Below are 18,509 nucleotides of genomic sequence, written 5' to 3'. Positions count from 1 at the left end.
TCAGCCTGCCGCCACCGCGCGCTTGGCCGCGGTCACGATCCGGTCCACGCTCGGCAGGTACTTCATCTCCAGGCGGAACAGCGGAATGTGGGTGTCGTAGCCGGTAACGCGCTCGACCGGGGCCAGCAGGTCGTACATCGATTCCTCGGCCAGGCGCGCGGCGATTTCCGCACCGAAGCCCGCGGTCTTCGGGGCCTCCTGCACGATCACGCAGCGGCCGGTCTTGGACACCGACTCGGCGATGGTGGCGAAGTCCAGCGGACGCAGCGTGGCCACGTCGATGACTTCGGCACTGATGCCCTCGCCGGCCAGCTTGTCGGCCGCTTCCAGCGCTTCCTTCACCTGCGCACCCCAGGCGACCAGGGTCACGTCGGTGCCGTCGCGCAGCACGAAGCACACGTCCAGCGGCAGGGCTTCGCCGTCGTTGACGACCACTTCCTTGTACTGGCGGTAGATGCGCTTGGGCTCCATGTAGATCACCGGATCCGGATCGCGCATGGCGGCCAGCAGCAGGCCATAGGCGCGCTGCGGGCTGGACGGCAGCACCACGCGCAGGCCCGGCACGTTGGTGAAGATCGATTCGTTGGCTTCGCTGTGGTGTTCCGGCGCGCGGATGCCACCGCCCCACGGCACGCGCAGCACCATCGGGCAGTGCAGGCGGCCACGGGTACGGGTACGCAGGCGCGCGGCGTGGCAGATGATGTGGTCGACCATCGGGTAGACGAAGCCATCGAACTGGGCTTCGGCCACCGGCTTCATGCCCTGCGCGGCCAGGCCGACGGTGAGGCCGGCGATGGTCGTTTCATCCAGCGGGGTGTCGAGGATGCGCTGCGCACCGAAGCGCTGCTGCAGGCCGGCGGTGGCGCGGAACACGCCGCCGTTGACGCCCACGTCCTCGCCCAGCACCAGCACCGACGGGTCGTGTTCCAGCTCCCAGGCCAGCGCCTGGGTGATGGCTTCGATCAGGGTGATGGGGGTAGCGGTCATTGCGATGTCTCCACCGGCGACAGCAGCGCTGTCGGCGGCATTGGCCTGGGAAGCGGAAGCGCCCGTCTTGATGTCATCCATGGCGCTGCTCCAGGGCAATGGCGGCCGCGCGCTGGGCCAGAAGATCCGGCGGCGGATCGGCATACAGGTAGTCGAACATCGCCTCGACCGGCTGCACCGGGGTATTGAGGTACTGGTTCACTTCCTCGTCGACCCTGGCGCCGCACTGCTCCACCCAGGCCTTTTCTTCATCCTCGCTCCACACGCCCTGGGCGGTGAGGTACTTGCGCAGGCGCAGCATCGGCTCACGGGTCCAGGCATCCTTCACTTCGGCGTCGTCGCGGTAGCGGCGCGCGTCGTCGGCGGTGGTGTGGTCGGACAGGCGGTAGGTCATCAGTTCCAGCACGGTGCCGCCTTCGCCGGCGAGGCCGCGCTCGCGCGCCTGTTCCATCGCCGCCAGCACCGCGATCAGATCGTTGCCGTCCACCTGCAGGCAGTGCAGGCCGCCAGCCAGGCCCTTCTGTGCCAGCGTTTCGGCGCCGGTCTGCGCCGAGCGCGGCACCGAGATGGCCCAGCCGTTGTTGACGATGCACAGGATCAGCGGCAGCTTGTAGGCACCGGCAGAGTTCAGTGCGGCATAGAAGTCGGTCTTCGAGCTGCCGCCATCGCCACACACCGCCACCGCGACCTGCTGCTCGTTGTTGAGCTTGAACTTCAGCGCGGCGCCGGCAGCGTGCAGGCACTGCGTGGAAATCGGCACGCAGAACGGGAAGTCCTTCACCGCATTGCCGGTGAAGTCGTTGCCGCGCTCGTCGCCGCCCCAGTACATCAGCACGTCGTACGGGCGCACGCCACGCATGAACATCGCGCCGTACTCGCGGTAGCTCGGGCCGAGCACGTCGCCTTCGCGCATGCCGGCGCCGATGCCCACGTGCGCCGCCTCATGACCCAGGCAGGCGGCATAGGTACCCAGCTTGCCGGTGCGCTGCAGGGCGATGGATTTGCTGTCGAACGTGCGTACGTACAGCATCTGCTTGAACAGCGGCACCAGGACGCGCGGATCCTTCAGGGATTCGGGCAGGTCGTCGCGGACGAGCGTGCCGTCCGCATCCAGATACTGCAGGTATTCGATCTTGAATTCAGCGGCAACCGTCATCGCGTACTGCACCTTCGACAGAGAAGTTACAAATGATATGAATCGCCATGTTAAGGAACGCGTACGAAATAGCCTTCCTGCGGCGCAACACGGCGATTCCCCGTTGTACCCCTGCCGGCGGGTGGAGGGCCAATAACAACAACGTATTCAGTCGTTGCTGCATAGCATCAGAATACGCCTCCGGCTGACTGCCCGCGCAACGTCGCAAACGGTTCCACGCGCGGGCCCGCCATTGCCGGGTGATCCACGGCTCACCGCACGGCCCGGTATGGATCCTCCGGCTGCCAGCGCGGCGGCAACGCGCTACCCTTGCCGCCCCCGATCTGGTCCCGCTCATGTCCGTCGACAACAACCAACGCGATCTCGAAGCCGGCATCCACACCGACCTGCACGGCCGGCTGACCTACGGCGGCTACCTGCGGCTGGACCAGCTGCTCAGTGCCCAGCAGCCGCTGTCCAACCCGCCGCACCATGACGAGATGCTCTTCATCATCCAGCACCAGACGTCGGAGCTGTGGTTGAAGCTGCTGGGGCACGAGCTTGGCGCGGCGATCGGCTTCCTGCAGCGCGATGAAGTCTGGCAGTGCCGCAAGGTGCTGGCCCGCAGCAAGCAGGTGCTGCGCCAGCTCACCGAGCAGTGGTCGGTGCTGGAAACCCTGACCCCGTCCGAGTACATGGGCTTCCGCGACGTGCTGGGGCCTTCCTCGGGCTTCCAGTCGCTGCAGTACCGCTACATCGAGTTCCTGCTGGGCAACAAGAACGCGCAGATGCTGCAGGTGTTCGAGCATGATCCGGCCGGGCAGGCGCAGCTGCGGAGCGTGCTGGAGGCACCCAGCCTGTACGAGGAATTCCTGAAGTACCTGGCCCGCTTCGGCCACGCCGTGCCGGCGATGTACGAGACCCACGACTGGACCCAGCCGCATGTGGCCGACGACGCCCTGCAGCCGGTCTTCGAGCGCATCTACCAGGACACCGACCGCTACTGGCGCGAGTATTCGCTGTGCGAGGACCTGGTGGACCTGGAGACGGCCTTCCAGCTCTGGCGATTCCGCCACATGCGTACGGTGATGCGGGTGATCGGCTTCAAGCGTGGTACCGGAGGCTCGTCCGGGGTCGGCTTCCTGCGCCAGGCGCTGGAGCTGACCTTCTTCCCCGAGCTGTTCCAGGTGCGGACCACGCTGCAGGCCGCGCCCCCGCCGGAGCTGGGCTGATCCCCATTCATCCGGATCCCGGCCGGCGGCTGGATCGTTTCAGATGCAAGTTCAGCGAGCAGGCGGGCACCTGCCTCAAACGGCGTGTATTTGACGTGAACGCCACAAGTCGGTGATCCTCGCGCGTTGCTCCATTGCACATCGGACGTGCTCGTCATCCACCGAACCAGGAATCCCGCATGAGCGTAAACGCCACTGCGAACACCCCGGAGCCGGCGCTGCCGGACTTCAAGACCACGCTGGGCCACCCGCGCCCGCTGTGGATGCTGTTCATGACCGAGTTCTGGGAACGCTTTGCGTTCTACGGCATCCGCTGGGCCTTGGTGCTGTACATCGTCGCCCAGTTCTACAACGGCAACGCCGCCGGCGAGGGCGATGCCAGCCGCATCTACGGTGCCTACCTGGCGCTGGTGTACGCGGCGGCGATCTTCGGCGGCTACGTGGCCGACCGGGTGCTGGGCTACCAGCGCTCGATCCTGACCGGCGCGATCATCATGGCGGCCGGCCTGTTCATGATCTCGCTGCCGGAAGAGCATCTGTTCAAGCTCGGCCTGGCCACGATCATCGTGGGCAACGGCCTGTTCAAGCCGAACATCTCCACCATGGTCGGCAAGCTGTATGGCCTGAAGGACGAGCGCCGCGATTCGGGCTTCACCATCTTCTACATGGGCATCAACATCGGCGCGATGATCGCCCCGGTGCTGACCGAGTACCTGGCCCGCAAGGTGTTCGGCACTTCGGAAATGCCGTCGTACAAGGTCGTGTTCATCGCCTCCGGCGTGGGCATGCTGATCTCGCTGGTGTGGTTCTACATCGGCCGGGCCGGCCTGAAGGGCATCGGCGCACCGCCGGCCGGTGCCGAAGGCTTCGGTCGCATCGTGATGGTGCTGGTAGGCGCGCTGGTCGCCATCCCGGTCGCCTACTTCCTGCTGGCGACCGGCGCCACCGCGCTGGCCTGGATCCTGGGCGTGATGTTCGCTGCGCTGGCCGTGCTGCTGCTGGTCGAAGGCATCCGCGAGGGCAAGGTGCAGCGCGACCGCGTGATCGCCATGCTGATCATCTTCGCGTTCAACGTCATGTTCTGGATGTTCTTCGAACAGGCCGGCAGCTCGTTCACCTTCCTGGCCGAGAACATCGTCAACCGTGACTTCGGCAACTGGACCTTCCCGACCGCGTGGTTCCAGTCGGTGAACTCGGTGGCCATCATCACCCTGGCGCCGCTGATCGCCTGGATCTGGGTGGCCCTGGGTCGCGCCAATCCGTCCATCCCGCGCAAGTTCGGCCTGGGCCTGCTGTTCAACGGCGCGGCCTTCGCCCTGCTGATGTTTGCCCTGTCGCAGATGGTCGTGGACGGCAAGATCCCGTTCTGGACCCTGTTCATGGTCTACGTCATCCAGTCCGTCGGTGAGCTGTGCCTGTCGCCGATCGGCCTGTCGATGGTGACCAAGCTGGCCCCGGTCCGCCTGGTCGGCTTCGGCATGGGTGGCTGGTTCCTGTCCACCGGCATCGGCAACAACCTGTCGGGCATCTTCGCCGGCGCCGTCAGTGGTGAAGGCGGCATGACGATCGATTCGGCACTGAAGGGGTATACCTTCGGCTTCTGGGCCCTGATCGGTTCCGGCGTGGTGCTGTTCCTGATCGCCCCGCTGATCAACAAGCTGATGCACGGCGTCAAGTGATGAGAGGGTAGCTGGCATGCGTACGAAGCTCGGTGGTGCGATGGGGATGGTCTGTGCGGCGCTGATCGGCGCGTGTTCGCAACCCCCGCCACCCGCCGCCACCGGGCCGACGCAGCCACTGGATACCCGTCCCACCGAGCCACCGGTCGCTGACCCCAGCGAACCGGTGGCCTCGGGCAACACCCCGGTGGCGGCGGATATCGCCGCCATCGCCGGGCTCAGTGCACAGTTCGACCCGGCCCGCGACCCCGCCGACGATCTGGCCACCGCCAAGGTGGAAGCCCAGCGTGGCAAGAAGCGCATCATCCTCGAGGTCGGCAACGCCGGCTGCGACCGCTGTCATGCGCTGGACCAGATCGTGGAGGGGGATGGCGACCTGCGCCGTTTCCGCGATGCCCACTACGTGTGGGTGAAGGTCAACGAGAGCGACGAGAAGCCCAACAGCGCTTTCCTCGGCCAGTTCCCGGAGATGGGCCGCGACTACCCCTACCTGCTGGTGCTCGATGCCGACGGCACCCTGTTGGCACCGCAGGCAACGGCGGCAATGCGCAGGGGCGAGACCTACCTGCCGGCGCAGGTGATGGCCTTCCTCAAGCAGTGGGCGCCTGATCGGTAGCGCCGGGCCATGCCCGGCGGATGCGCGCGCCGTCACATTCCCAGCATCGCCGCCTCAATTTCATCGCACGCACGCCGTTACCGGCAAGGCTCCCGGTCGACCCGACGTCGACGCACCCTACCGGAACGCCCATGCACAGCGACCACGCCGAACGATTGCCCGATCCTGCCAGCAGCCTGGGCGAGTGTGGTGCTGGCGAGGGCGTGACCCTGCCGGCACAGGACGCACTGCTGGATGACGTCGGCATCGGCGACAGTGCCCCCGAAGCGGCCCCGCCGCACCATCGCCTGCCGCAGATCGCGCTGCCTGACAACGTCGTGCTGAAGGGCGCGGTGCAGACGCTGGTGGAACAGAAATCGCGACTCGATGCGCTGGCGTCGCAGGGCCAGCTGGCCGGCCTGCTGCCGCCGGAATGGCAGGGCAACGGCGTACGCGCCATCGAGCTGTCCACCTTCATCCAGGGCGTGCTGCCGTTCCTGCAGCCGGGAGAACGTGGCGAGACCGCGGCCGCACGCCTGCCGGTGCGTCATGTGCTGGGCGACGACAGCCGTTGGGGCCTGCCGGATGTGGCCGAACCGAAGTCGCTGGCGTGGTACCTGGCCAGTGACGAACGCGCCACTGCGGGCGGCAGGGACGTGGCCGAAGCCTTTCTGGTCGGGGCGCTGGGCGTGGCGTGGATGCAGGAGGGGCGCAGCCGCGCGGGCTTCCTGCGTGCCGTAGGGCAGGACAGCCTGGCCGCGCGGGTGACCATGCTGGGCTATCCGGCGGCCACCGAGCTGGCGCTGTACAGCGTGGTCGCGCATGGCCAGTCGCAGGTCTGGTGCGTGCACGCTCGCCGTCGCATGCGTCCACTGGTCGCGCCATGGCTGAGCGTGCCGCTGTTGACGGCGTACGGGGTGCCCGCACCGGTGCCATGGCCGTCCGCTTTCCCGCCCGTGGACGCCGTTGCCGAGGCGCTGGCGACCGCGCGCCAGGGACGCGCGCTGCCCGAGGTGGATCTGGGCAAGGTGGTGGCGAAGATGGCCGAAGACGCAGCCGGCGAAGCATGGCAACCGGTCAGCCTGCTGCAGCTCAACACGTGGTCGCCGCGCTGGCATTTCTTCCTCGGCACCTTCGTCGGCGTGCCGTCCCTGCTGCTGGTGGCTGCCGCGCTGGCTCTGCCGGGGGCGGTCGAAGCGGCCACGGTTGCCGCGTCGCTGGGCTTTGCCGGTGGCGCGATCGGTGCACTCGCAGTGCCGTGGATCCATGCGCGGCGCAAGCACCTGAGCTGAACCGTGCTGTCCTGAGACCGGGGCCGAGCCCCGGCGGCACGCCTCAGACGCCTTCGCCCATCCGTTCCAGGCCATCGCCCGCCAGGCGCAGGATCAGCGTCTCCAGCAGCTGTTCTTCCTCCTCGCTCAGCACCGACATCAGCTTGCGGGTAATCTCGATCACCAGCGGCGCGATGGTCTCGTACACCTCGAAGCCCGCTGCCGACAGGGCCAGGACCGAGCGGCGACGGTCGTCGCCATGGGTCTCGCGCTTGATGAAGCCACGCTCGAGCAGGCGCGCCACCGCGCGGCTGACCGCCACCTTGTCCATCGCCGTGCGGTCGGAGACCTCGCTGGCCGACGACCCGGGATACAGCGCCAGGATGGTGATGACCCGCCATTCCGGAATGGCCAGACCGTAGCGATCACCGTACAGCTTGGCGATGTTGCCGCTGACCCGGTTGGACAGCACGCTCAGCCGGTAGGGCAGGAACTGTTCCAGGTCGAGCAGGACGTGCGATGCACGCAGGCGTGTCGAAGCGGGATCGGCGGGGCTCATGTTGCGGTGCACCTTGCTGGTGGTTTCAAGTGTAACTATAAGGGTTGGGTCCAGACCCTGCATTCTCGCCGGGTCGTTACCTGCCCGCACCTGGTTTGTACCGATGCGGTACCGATTCGGAGCCCCGCCATGAATACCGCAGTCCAGCCCTCCTCGCATCCCAATCCGGGCATGCAGGTCACCACCTTCGAGAACCCGATGGGCATCGATGGTTTCGAGTTCGTCGAGTTTGCTGCCCCGGCCGGCCGCGGCCAGGAGCTGCACGACTACTTCCGCAGGATGGGCTTCACGGCGGTGCTCAGGCACAAGCAGCGTCCGATTACCGTCTATCGCCAGGGCGACGTCAACTTCCTGGTCAATGAAGACCCGGATTCGTTCGCTGCCGACTTCGCCGAAAAGCATGGTCCGTGCGCCTGCGGCTTCGCCATCCGCTTCAAGAAGCCGGGCCAGGAGGTCTACCAGACCGCGCTGGGCAACGGTGCCGAGGCCATCGGCTTCAAGCCGGACAGCAAGGCGGTCGGCGCGCCGGTCATCAAGGGCATCGGTGACTGCATGCTGTACCTGGTCGACCGCTATGGCAGCGCCGGCAGCATCTACGACGGCGACTACGAGCCGATCGCCGGCGTCGATCAGCATCCGGTGGGCTTCGGCCTGACCTTCATCGACCACCTGACCCACAACCTGTACTTCGGCAACATGCAGCAGTGGTCGGACTACTACGAGCGGCTGTTCAACTTCCGCGAGATCCGCTACTTCGACATCAAGGGCCTGAAGACCGGCCTGGTGTCCAAGGCCATGACCGCGCCGGATGGCATCGTGCGTATCCCGCTCAACGAATCGTCCGATCCGAAGAGCCAGATCAACGAATACCTGGATGCCTACAAGGGCGAGGGCATCCAGCACATCGCCTGCTTCACCGAGAACATCTACGAGACCGTCGAGGCGATGCGTGCGCAGGGCGTGGATTTCCTCGACACGCCGGACACCTACTTCGACGTGATCGACCAGCGCGTGCCGAACCATGGCGAGGACGTGCCGCGCCTGGCGAAGAACAAGATCCTGATCGACGCCGATCCGGAAACCCACCAGCGCAAGCTTCTGCAGATCTTCACCCAGAACTGCATCGGCCCGATCTTCTTCGAGATCATCCAGCGCAAGGGCAATGAAGGTTTCGGCGAAGGCAACTTCACTGCGCTGTTCGAGAGCATCGAGCGCGACCAGATCCGCCGCGGCGTGCTGTAACGTTTCAGACCTGCACCCTCAGCGGTAGCGCCGGGCCATGCCCGGCGGCTTTCCGTTCCGGCCTTGCCGTTCCAGGAGCCCCCATGTCCACCTCCATCACCGCCCGTGGCTACCAGTCCGGTTTCGGCAACGAATTCGCCACCGAAGTTGTGGCCGGCGCGCTGCCGGTCGGGCAGAACTCGCCGCAGAAGGTGGCCCATGGCCTGTATGCCGAGCAGCTGTCCGGCACCGCCTTCACCGCGCCGCGCGGCAGCAACCGGCGCAGCTGGCTGTACCGGATCCGCCCGGCGGTGACCCATGGTGAGTTCACCCCGTTCGCGCAATCGCGCCTGCAGTGCGATTTCGGCTCGCAGCCGGCCTCGCCGAACCAGCTGCGCTGGAGCCCGCTGCCGCTGCCGGAACTGCCCACCGACTTCGTCGAAGGGCTGTACACCATGGGAGGCAATGGTTCGCCGGATGCCCACGCCGGCGTCGGCATTCATCTGTATGCCGCGAACCGGGACATGGTTGGCCGCTACTTCTACGATGCCGACGGCGAACTGCTGATCGTGCCCCAGCTGGGTGGCCTGCGCCTGCTGACCGAGCTGGGCGTGATCGAGATCGAACCGCAGCAGATCGCGGTGATTCCGCGTGGCGTGCGCTTCCGCGTCGAGCTGCCTGATGGCCCGAGCCGGGGCTACATCTGCGAGAACTACGGCGCCCTGCTGAAGCTACCCGATCTGGGGCCGATCGGCGCCAACGGCCTGGCCAATCCGCGCGACTTTGAAACCCCGCATGCGGCCTTTGAGGACCTCGACGGTGAGTTCGAACTGATCGCCAAGTTCGAAGGACGCCTGTGGCGCGCGCCGATCGACCATTCGCCGCTGGACGTGGTCGCCTGGCACGGCAATTACGCGCCGTACCGCTACGATCTGCGCCGCTTCAACACCCTCGGTTCGATCAGCTACGACCACCCGGACCCGTCGATCTTCCTGGTACTGCATTCGCCCAGCGACACAGCAGGGACCAGCAACATGGATTTCGCCATCTTCCCGCCGCGCTGGCTGGTGGCGCAGAACACCTTCCGGCCACCTTGGTTCCACCGCAACATCGCCAGCGAGTTCATGGGCCTGGTGCACGGTGCCTACGATGCCAAGGCCGAAGGCTTCGTGCCGGGCGGCGCCTCCCTGCACAACTGCATGAGCGGCCACGGACCGGATGCACCGACCTTCGACAGGGCCTCCAGTGCCGATCTGTCCAGGCCCGACGTGGTCAAGGACACCATGGCCTTCATGTTCGAGACCCGCGCGGTGATCCGCCCGACCGCCCAGGCGCTTGATGCCGGGCACCGGCAGGCCGATTACCAGCAGTGCTGGGCAGGGCTGCGCAACAACTTCCGATGAGCCTCATGCGGCATCGGTGAAGGCGTCGCAGTGCTCCAGCGGCAGGACTTCCAGCAGCCGCTGCCGTACGCGTTCGCAGTAGCCTTCGGAGGTCAGCGTGGGCAGTACCTGCAACGCCGAGTGCAGCACCTGCAGCACATCGGTCTGCGCGCGTGCCTGCTGCAGGTCGCGGAACAGCGCCGCTGCCTGCGGATGCCGCTGCATCTCCAGGATGCCCAGCAGATAGATCCGTGAGGCGACCAGCGAGCGGCGCCGTTCGATCGGCGTGGCCGCAGGCGCGGGTGCCTGCGGCCGGGCAGGTGTGCGCCCGGATGCCGCCGCCGCGGGAGGCGGGGCGTCGGTTTCCAGATAGCCGGCATGGATCAGCTGGATCAGCATGGCCGGCGTCTCCTGGCCCATCAGCCCGCTCAGCTCGGTGACGCTGCGCTGGCCATCGCACAGGATGAGCAGCCGGCGCTGGCGCATGTCCAGCGGCGCGCGGTGCGCCTGCAGCGCGGTTCGGGCGAGATCGGTCTTGCGCGGTTGCATGGATGGGACAGCCAGGACGGTGCACGCCGAGCCTGAACGAAGGCGATGAAACAGCGATGACAATGCAGCGCCTGCACGCGGCCTGCGGTAGCGTCCGCCCATCCCTCCTGGAGCGATACCGATGAAGCTGCTGCCATTGGCTGGTCTGATGCTGCTGTCCCTGACCGCCTGTGGCGGTGGTTCGGACAAACAGGGAGCGGCCGGCAGCGGCAGCGACTCGCCGGCCGAGACCGCCAGTGCCACCGGCCCGGCACAATCGGCCGATCCGGACCTGGCGTCACGGCCGGCCAACGATGCCCGCGCCGACAGCCCCGCGCGCCTGGACGGTTTCGGCGGGGTGGCGCTGGGTGCGGGCATCGCCGAGGTGCGCAGCGGCTTCGGCGCGCCGCTGCAGGGGCTGGGCAGCGATGCGGCAGGCAGGCCATTGCCGGCCGACGACGGCAACGAGGACTGCTATTTCCTGCGTCCGCAGCAGGCCGATGACCCACGCCTGATGATCGAAGGCCGCAAGCTGGTCCGCTATGACGTGCGCAGCGCCGCCATCACCGCGCCAGGCGGCGGCAGGGTCGGCATGACCCTGGGCGAGTTGCAGGTGCTGTATCCGGAGCGTGCCGATGTCGGTCCCGACAAGTACGACGACAAGGCCCAGCACCTGCGCGTGCGTCCGGCGCAGGAAGGTGCGGCGGTGATCGATTTCACCCTGGGGCCCGACGGCCGGGTCAGCGCGTGGCGGGTCGGCCAGACCCCGCAGGTCGATTACACCGAAGGTTGTGGCTGATCCTTGATGCAGCGCCCAGCCTCGCGGCCGGGCCAAGCGTAGAATCGCGCGACGACCGCTGGGGGAGTGCTCGATGATCGCCATTGCCATCGCCTGGTTTCTGCTTGGCCTGCTGCTGCTGGGGCTCGGCGGAGACTCCATCGTCAAGGCCGTTTCCGGCCTGGCCCAGCGCTTCGGTGCCCGCCCGTTCACGGCGGGTCTGCTGCTGCTCGGCGTGGCGACGTCGATGCCGGAGCTGGTGGTCAACGCCCGCGCGCTGGCCGTGGGCCAGCCGGAACTGGCGCTGGGCAACGCGGTGGGCAGCAGCATCGCCAACCTGGGCCTGACCCTGGCGATCGCGGCGATCGCGGCCCCGTTGCTGCTGCGCGCGCGCCTGCAGGCCGTGCTCTGGTGGTCGCTGCTGGGGGCCGGCGTTCTGTTGATCCTGTTCGGGCTGGATGGCCGCCTCGCGCGCTGGGAAGGTGTCGTGCTGCTGGCCGGCTTCGTCGTCATGCAGGCCGTGCTGATGCGCCGTGGCCGCAGTGAAACCGCCGATGTGCAGGCGGCCATCGCACGATCGGCGCTGAGCCGCACCAGCCTGCCGTTGAATGTGCTGCGTGTGCTGGTGGCCGTGGTGGCCCTTTACTGGGGGGCGCGGCTGGTCGTTGGCGCGGCGGCCGACTTCGGCGTCGCACTTGGATGGACGCCGCTGCTGGTCGGCCTGCTGCCGCTTGCGATCGGCACGGCCTTGCCGGAGGTGGCCACCGCCATCGCCGCTGCGCGGCGTGGCCATGGCGACATGGTGCTGGGCCACGTGCTCGGCTCCAGCGCGGTCAATCTGCTGCTGGTGATCGGCGCGATGGCGGCGCTGCAGCCGCTGGCCCTGCCGGCATCGTTCGTGCGCCTGGAACTGCCCGCGCTGCTGGCCTTTGCCCTGGTGCTGTATCCGATGCTGCGTGGCGACCTGAAGATCAGCCGTGGCGAAGGCGTGATCCTGCTGGTGGCGTTCGTCGGCTGGTTCGTATTGGAACTGCTGCTGGTGGGTGCACCGGCACTGTAGCGCCGAGCCCATGCACGGCTCGGCAGCAGATCCCCGCCCTGAGTGGATGCGGGGAGCCGTGTGATCAGCGTGTCGGGCTCTGCTCTTCTTTCCGCGCCGGCTCCGGCGGCGGCAGCTGCTCTTCGGCAGCCCGTTCGTTGCCGGGCAGGGTAGGACGGGTTTCCATCAGCAGCGACAACGCGGCCTTGGCCATCATGTGCGCGCTGATCGGCGCGGTGATGAACAGGAAGACGGTGATCAGCAGCTCGCGCGGCTGCGGATCCTGGCCGAGGAAGATGTGGTAGCAGACCGAACACACCAGCACGCAGCCCACGCCCAGCGTGCTGGCCTTGGTCGGCGCATGCAGCCGCTTGAAGAAGGTCGACAGCTTCACCAGGCCCAGCGCACCGACCAGGATGAAGAAGCAGCCGAACAGCAGCAGGACCGACAGGCCGATCTGGATCGCGGTGATCATTCGACGATGTCCCGGCGCAGCACGAACTTGCTCAGCACCACGGTGCTGCCGAAGCCGAGCATGGCGATCACCAGTGCGGCCTCGAAGTAGATCGGCGAGTTGAGGTACATGCCGAACAGCATCAGTTCGGCGATGGCAGTCACTGAAAGTGTGTCCAGGGCGAGGATGCGGTCGGGCACGCTCGGGCCGCGCAGCAGGCGCCAGGTCGCCAGCAGCATGGCCAGTCCGACCACGTGCATGCATACCACCAGGGTGGTCTGGATGACTTCAAAACCGGTCATGGGAAGATCTCCATCAACGGGGCTTCGTAACGTTGCTTGATCGTGTCGATCAGCGCCTGTGGATCCTCCAGGTGCAGCACGTGCACCAGCAGGAACCTGCGGTCGTCGCTGAGTGCCGCCGACACCGTACCCGGGGTCAGGGTGATCATGCTGGTCAGCGCGGCGATGCCGTGGATGTTGGCGATGTCCAGCGGCAGCCAGATGAAGCCCGGATGGATGTTCTTCTCCGGGCCGAGCACCTGCAGGGCCACCCGGATGTTGGACATCAGGATGTCCCACAGGGTGACGCACAGCAGCTTCGGTACCGGGCGCAACGTACCGATGCGGGCGAACTCGCGATCCAGGCGCGCGGCGAACAGCGGCACGACCACGCCCAGCACAAGGCCCAGCAGGATCTGGCCAAGGTTGAAGCTGTCGGACATCAGCAGCCAGAACGCCACCACCATCATGCTCAGTGCGGGCGACGGTACCAGGCGGCGGAACAGGGGGCGTTGCGCGGTCATGGCTGGCGGATCTCCGGTGTGGTCGCGCGCAACTGCTGCACGTACTCGCCCGGCTGCAGCAGCTGGGCGGCGGTGGCGTCGGTATGGCGCATCAGCGGGGCGGCGGCCAGGGTCATGCCGATGCCGTAGGCCAGCAGGATGCAGGCAGCGAACAGCTCGACCCTGCGCAGCTTGGCCTTGCGGGGCGGCGGCGCGTCCGGCTCGGGCAGCGGCACGCGCCAGAACAGGCGGATGCCTCCTCGGGTCAGGCCCATGATGACCAGCAGGCTGCTGACCAGCACGGCCGTCCATACCGCGCCGGTGTACTGCGCCGGCATCCCGGCCAGCAGGGCGGCCTTGGCCAGGAAGCCCGACAGCGGCGGAAGTCCGGCGACCGACACGGCGCCGATCAGGAACAGTACCGCCGGCGTTTCCTTGCCCGGCATCGGTGCGATCACTTCCTTGCGGTCGCTGGCACCGCCGCGTCGGCGTCGGATCAGGTCGGCCACCAGGAACAGCGCGGCAGCGACGAAACTGCTGTGTGGCAGATAGTACAGACCGGCGGAGAGCACCTTCGGCGTGCCCACCGAGAAGGCAATGAACAGGGTCGCGGCCGAGACGATCACCAGGTAGGAGATCAGCACGCGCAGGCGCGCGGCGGCCAGCGCGCCCAGGCCGCCCAGTACCAGCGTGGCCACGCCGGCCCACAGCAGCCAGTCGCGTCCGTATCCGGCCATCGCGCCGGCGTCCTCGCCGAACCACAGCATCTGCACGCGCAGCACGGCGTACAGGCCGACCTTGGTCATGATCGCAAACAGCGCAGCGACCGCAGCAGGTGCGCGCGCGTACGATTCGGGCAGCCAAAGGTACAGCGGCATCAGGGCGGCCTTGGCGCAGAACACCAGCAGCAGCAGGCCCATCGTGGCCTTCACCAGGGTCAGCTGTGCCGGCGGAACCTCGGCGATGCGCTGCGACAGCTCCGCCATGTTCAACGAGCCGAGCGAGGCGTACAGCAGGCCGAGTGCGATCAGGAACAGCGTCGATGCGGTGACATTGAACACCACGTAGTGCAGGCCGATGCGCATGCGCAGGCCACGGCCGCCGCTCAGCAGCAGGCCGTAGGAAGCGATCAGCATCACCTCGAAGAACACGAACAGGTTGAAGATGTCGCCGGTGAGGAACGCACCGTTGAGGCCGACCAGCTGGAACTGGAACAGCGCATGGAAGTGCGGCGCGCGCCGGTCCCAGCCCGAGCAGGCATGCAGCAGGCAGGGGATGGCCAGCAGCAGGGTGGTCAGCAGCATCCACGCCGACAGCCGGTCGGCCACCAGCGCGATGCCCAGGCGCGAGGGCCAGTCACCCAGCAGGTAGACGCGGATGTCACCGCCTGCCGTATCGGCGAACAGCAGCCCGACCACCACGGCCAGGGCCGCCAGTGCCGTCCAGGCCACAGTCCGCTGTACCTTCGGACCATAGCGGCGATGCTCGACGAACAGTGACAGTGCGGCGCCGAGCAGGGGAACCAGGATCGGCAGGATCACCAGATGGTTCATGCGCGGTCCTCGCCCTGGCGCGGCGGCGCATCGTCATCGGGCTCGTGCGCGTCCACGTGGTCGCTGTGGTTGTCGCTGCGGCTGCGCATGGCCAGCACGATGCTCACTGCGGTCATCGCGAAGGCGATCACGATGGCAGTCAGTACCAGCGCCTGTGGCAACGGGTCGGTGTAGTTGCCCAGGTGGCTTTCGACGCCTTCCTGCAGTACCGGTGCCTTGCCCTGCACCAGGCGCCCACCGGCAAAGATCAGCAGGTTGGTGGCGTAGGACAGGAAGGTCATGCCAAGGATCACGTCGAAGCTGCGCGCCCGCAGCAGCAGGTACACGCCGATGGCGGTCAGCACGCCGATCGCGGTGGCCAGGGCCAGTTCCATCAGTGCATCTCCCCGGTGCGGGCCGAACGGCGTTGCAGATCGATCTCGCCCTTGCGGGCGGTGCGGGTTCGAGAGGGCTTGACCGTGCCCATCATCGACAGCATCAGCATGGCGCCACCGAACACCACCAGGTACACGCCGATGTCGAAGCCGATCGCGCTGGCCAGCGGCACGTCGCCGATCAGCGGCAGGTGCAGGTCGAGGTGCCCGCTGGTCAGGAACGGCACGCCGAACAGCATCGAAGCACTGCCGCTGAGCAGCGCGATCAGCAGGCCGGTGCCGATGCACCGGATGTAGTCGAAGCCGAAGCGCGACTCCACCGACGCCGTACCCTGGATCACGTACTGGATCAGCAGCGGCACCGCCAGTACCAGGCCGGCGATGAACCCGCCGCCCGGGGCGTTGTGACCGCGCAGGAACAGGAAGATGGAGACCGTCAGCGTCAGCGGGAACATGATCTGCGCCAGGTCGGCCGGTACCGGCAGCTTGATCGGCGGCCCGGGCATGATCTGCTCCGGGGCCATCCGCGTGCGGCGCAGCAGCGCGTGCACCACCAGCGCGGCGATGCCGAACACGGTGATCTCACCGAAGGTATCAAAGCCGCGGAAGTCGACCAGGATCACATTGACCACGTTCTGGCCATACGCTTCGGGCAGGGCACGCGCCACCAGCTCACCGGCCATGGTGTTCGGTGGCAGGGTCATCGCGGTATAGGCCAGCGCGCCGAGACCGGAACCGGCGATGACCGCGATCAGCGCGTCGCGGCGCTTGCGCCAGCGCGGCCGCTCCGGTCCGGACTGCGCGGGCAGATAGTTCATCCCCAGCAGCATCAGGACCAGGGTCACCATCTCCACCAGCAGCTGGGTCAGTGCCAGATCCGGTGCCGACAGGAACACGAAGGTCAGCGCCACCATCAGGCCGACGCCGCCCACCAGCAGCACCGCCAGCAGGCGCTGCTTGTACACACGCAGCGTGGCGATCGCGCAGCCCATCATCACCAGCCACAACGCCCAGCCCAGCAGTGGAATCGGCTGCGGCGCGGTCCAGTTCGGGGACGCCGGGTTCGCCACGAACGGCGCGGCGGCCACCACGATCGCGACCAGCACCAGGCCCAGCAGCATCCGCTGCAGGCTGCCGTTGGCAATGCCGTTGGTCAGGCGCATGGCCAGTGCGGAAACCGCATCCAGCTGCGCATGGAACACGTTGCGGCCGGTGGTGGTATTGGTCACGGCGTGCAGGTTGATCAGCTTGCGCAGGCCGAAGTACAGGGCGATGCCGCCCACCACGCCGATCGCGCTCATCGCCAGCGGCAGGTTGAAGCCATGCCATACCGACAGGCTGTACTCGGGCATGGCGCTGCCGAGGATGGAGGCGGCAGCGGCATGCAGGACCGGCGCCACCGTCAGCGCGGGCGCGATGCCGACTGCCACGCAGACCACCACCAGCAGTTCCACCGGTACCTTCATCCAGCGCGGCGGTTCATGGGGAACGCGGTCCAGCCCGTGCGGGCCGGGGCCGAAGAAGGTGTCGTGCACGAAGCGCAGGCTGTAGGCCACGCCGAACACGCCGGCCAGCAACGCCGCGATCGACACCGCCATGCGCATGGTCTCGGTGCCGCCGGCGCTGATCGCCTCGGCGAACAGCATTTCCTTGGACAGGAAGCCGTTGAGCAGCGGAATGCCGGCCATGGCCAGCGAGGCGATGATCGCCAGTGCGCTGGTGAAGGGCATCAGTTTCCGCAGTCCGCCCAGCTTGCGCATGTCGCGGGTGCCGGTCTCATGGTCGATGATGCCGGCGGCCATGAACAGCGACGCCTTGAAGGTGGCGTGGTTGAGGATGTGGAACACGCCGGCGACCACCGCCATCGGCGTGGACAGGCCGAACAGCAGGGTGATCAGGCCCAGGTGGGAGATCGTCGAATACGCCAGCAGCCCTTTCAGGTCGTGCTGGAAGATCGCGTTCCAGGCGCCGATCAGCAGGGTGAGCGCGCCGATGCCGCTCACCGTATAGAAGAACAGGTCGCTGCCGGCCAGTGCCGGATGCAGGCGCGCCAGCAGGAACACGCCTGCTTTGACCATGGTGGCCGAGTGCAGGTAGGCCGAGACCGGTGTCGGCGCCGCCATCGCATGCGGCAACCAGAAATGGAACGGGAACTGCGCGCTCTTGGTGAAGATGCCGGCCAGCACCAGGAACAGGGCATAGGGATACAGCGCGCTGGCGCGGATCTGTTCACCGGCCGCCAGCACCACATCCAGGTCGAAGCTGCCGACGATGCGCCCGATCAGCAGCACGCCACCGAGCAGGGCCAGCCCGCCGCCGCCGGTGATCACCAGCGCCATGCGTGCGCCCTCGCGCGCGTCCTGGCGATGCGACCAGAAGCCGATCAGCAGGAACGAGCTGATGCTGGTCATTTCCCAGAAGATCATCAGCAACAGCAGGTTGCCCGACAGCACCATGCCGAGCATGGCGCCCATGAACAGCAGCAGGTAGCAGTAGAAGCGGTGGGCGTTGTCCTGCGCACTGAGGTAGTACCGCGCGTACAGCACCACCAGCGCGCCGATGCCCAGCACCAGGCCGGCAAACATCCAGGCCAGGCCGTCCAGCCGCAGATGGAAGTCCAGGCCGATCTGCGGCAGCCAGGGCAGCAGGGAGCGGACGATCTGGCCGTCGAGCACCGCCGGGGTGAGCCAGCCGAGAATGGCCAAGCCGCCCAACGGCGCCAGCGCCGCCAGCCAGGCAGCAGTCGAGCGCGAACTACGGGGGAAGGCCGCAACAGCCGCTGCCATCAGGAACGGCAGGGCCAGCAGCAGAGGCAGGCTGGGGAGCATGCAGGGAATCCATGATTCACGAGCAGGTCAGTGAGGATAACAGGCTGCGAAATGTCGCCGAAAGCCATCGAACGGCGATCAATTGCCTGTAACGTTCGCTGATTCATTTT

Annotated in this window: 18 protein-coding genes; 8 read left to right on the top strand and 10 right to left on the bottom strand. The window is 67.1% G+C overall.

Going from position 1 to position 18,509, the window contains the following annotated elements:
- Entirely contained in the window at positions 1–1,068 is a 1,068-nt protein-coding gene (locus ACX9OW_RS13745) for an alpha-ketoacid dehydrogenase subunit beta (protein ID WP_053519853.1), read from the bottom strand.
- Positions 1,061–2,143 carry a pyruvate dehydrogenase (acetyl-transferring) E1 component subunit alpha gene (gene pdhA, locus ACX9OW_RS13740; protein ID WP_053519852.1) on the bottom strand — a complete coding sequence of 361 codons (1,083 nt, stop codon included), beginning with the start codon at positions 2,141–2,143 and terminating at the stop codon, positions 1,061–1,063. The genes ACX9OW_RS13745 and pdhA overlap by 8 nt, the downstream gene beginning before the upstream one ends.
- A 335-nt stretch (positions 2,144–2,478) precedes the next feature.
- Between pdhA and ACX9OW_RS13735 the strand changes: the two genes are divergently transcribed.
- The 4 genes from ACX9OW_RS13735 to ACX9OW_RS13720 all read left to right on the top strand — a co-directional run bounded on the left by ACX9OW_RS13735 (position 2,479) and on the right by ACX9OW_RS13720 (position 6,920).
- Positions 2,479–3,354 (top strand): tryptophan 2,3-dioxygenase, encoded by an 876-nt coding sequence (locus ACX9OW_RS13735; protein WP_053519851.1) that lies wholly within the window; start codon positions 2,479–2,481, stop codon positions 3,352–3,354.
- A gap of 179 nt (positions 3,355–3,533) precedes the next feature.
- Entirely contained in the window at positions 3,534–5,033 is a 1,500-nt protein-coding gene (locus ACX9OW_RS13730; RefSeq protein WP_053519850.1) for a peptide MFS transporter, read from the top strand.
- Positions 5,034–5,049: 16 nt separating this feature from the next.
- Positions 5,050–5,649 carry a thioredoxin family protein gene (locus tag ACX9OW_RS13725; protein WP_053519849.1) on the top strand — a complete coding sequence of 200 codons (600 nt, stop codon included), beginning with the start codon at positions 5,050–5,052 and terminating at the stop codon, positions 5,647–5,649.
- Between the two features lie 131 nt (positions 5,650–5,780).
- Positions 5,781–6,920, top strand: a complete 1,140-nt coding sequence (locus tag ACX9OW_RS13720) for a hypothetical protein (protein WP_459062396.1) — start codon at positions 5,781–5,783, stop codon at positions 6,918–6,920.
- A gap of 43 nt (positions 6,921–6,963) precedes the next feature.
- On the opposite strand, the gene ACX9OW_RS13715 is transcribed toward ACX9OW_RS13720, so the two are convergent.
- Positions 6,964–7,458, bottom strand: coding sequence for a MarR family winged helix-turn-helix transcriptional regulator (locus tag ACX9OW_RS13715; protein WP_065174367.1), 495 nt, complete (start codon positions 7,456–7,458; stop codon positions 6,964–6,966).
- 129 nt (positions 7,459–7,587) lie between these two features.
- Here ACX9OW_RS13715 and hppD point away from each other — a divergent pair, with 129 nt between their 5' ends.
- Positions 7,588–8,700 carry a 4-hydroxyphenylpyruvate dioxygenase gene (hppD, locus tag ACX9OW_RS13710; protein ID WP_227255313.1) on the top strand — a complete coding sequence of 371 codons (1,113 nt, stop codon included), beginning with the start codon at positions 7,588–7,590 and terminating at the stop codon, positions 8,698–8,700.
- Between the two features lie 83 nt (positions 8,701–8,783).
- Positions 8,784–10,082, top strand: a complete 1,299-nt coding sequence (gene hmgA, locus ACX9OW_RS13705) for a homogentisate 1,2-dioxygenase (protein WP_459062395.1) — start codon at positions 8,784–8,786, stop codon at positions 10,080–10,082.
- A 3-nt stretch (positions 10,083–10,085) separates the two neighbouring features.
- Here the strand turns inward: hmgA and ACX9OW_RS13700 are convergent, their stop codons facing one another.
- Entirely contained in the window at positions 10,086–10,610 is a 525-nt protein-coding gene (locus tag ACX9OW_RS13700; protein WP_459062394.1) for a hypothetical protein, read from the bottom strand.
- A 121-nt stretch (positions 10,611–10,731) separates the two neighbouring features.
- Here ACX9OW_RS13700 and ACX9OW_RS13695 point away from each other — a divergent pair, with 121 nt between their 5' ends.
- Complete coding sequence (locus ACX9OW_RS13695; RefSeq protein ID WP_279941867.1) at positions 10,732–11,388, top strand: hypothetical protein; 657 nt, start codon at positions 10,732–10,734, stop codon at positions 11,386–11,388.
- Positions 11,389–11,461: 73 nt separating this feature from the next.
- A complete protein-coding gene (locus ACX9OW_RS13690; RefSeq protein WP_053515544.1) occupies positions 11,462–12,427 on the top strand; it encodes a sodium:calcium antiporter in 966 nt (321 codons plus the stop codon).
- A gap of 64 nt (positions 12,428–12,491) precedes the next feature.
- Here the strand turns inward: ACX9OW_RS13690 and ACX9OW_RS13685 are convergent, their stop codons facing one another.
- From ACX9OW_RS13685 to ACX9OW_RS13660, 6 genes are read right to left on the bottom strand one after another with little or no spacing between them, the layout of a single operon-like run.
- A complete protein-coding gene (locus ACX9OW_RS13685; protein WP_053515546.1) occupies positions 12,492–12,881 on the bottom strand; it encodes a Na+/H+ antiporter subunit G in 390 nt (129 codons plus the stop codon).
- On the bottom strand, positions 12,878–13,162 hold the full coding sequence (locus ACX9OW_RS13680; RefSeq protein ID WP_053515548.1) for a K+/H+ antiporter subunit F: 285 nt from the start codon (positions 13,160–13,162) through the stop codon (positions 12,878–12,880). The genes ACX9OW_RS13685 and ACX9OW_RS13680 overlap by 4 nt, the downstream gene beginning before the upstream one ends.
- Complete coding sequence (locus tag ACX9OW_RS13675) at positions 13,159–13,665, bottom strand: Na+/H+ antiporter subunit E (RefSeq protein WP_180875583.1); 507 nt, start codon at positions 13,663–13,665, stop codon at positions 13,159–13,161. The genes ACX9OW_RS13680 and ACX9OW_RS13675 overlap by 4 nt, the downstream gene beginning before the upstream one ends.
- Positions 13,662–15,197, bottom strand: coding sequence for a monovalent cation/H+ antiporter subunit D (locus tag ACX9OW_RS13670; RefSeq protein WP_053515551.1), 1,536 nt, complete (start codon positions 15,195–15,197; stop codon positions 13,662–13,664). The genes ACX9OW_RS13675 and ACX9OW_RS13670 overlap by 4 nt, the downstream gene beginning before the upstream one ends.
- On the bottom strand, positions 15,194–15,571 hold the full coding sequence (locus ACX9OW_RS13665) for a Na+/H+ antiporter subunit C (RefSeq protein WP_053515553.1): 378 nt from the start codon (positions 15,569–15,571) through the stop codon (positions 15,194–15,196). The genes ACX9OW_RS13670 and ACX9OW_RS13665 overlap by 4 nt, the downstream gene beginning before the upstream one ends.
- Entirely contained in the window at positions 15,571–18,399 is a 2,829-nt protein-coding gene (locus tag ACX9OW_RS13660; RefSeq protein ID WP_346480338.1) for a monovalent cation/H+ antiporter subunit A, read from the bottom strand. Before ACX9OW_RS13660 ends, ACX9OW_RS13665 begins: the two co-directional genes overlap by 1 nt.
- Positions 18,400–18,509: the final 110 nt, after the last annotated feature.

It is taken from the genome of Stenotrophomonas genospecies 5 (genome assembly GCF_054473825.1).
This window is presented reverse-complemented; position numbering and strand designations above follow the sequence as displayed.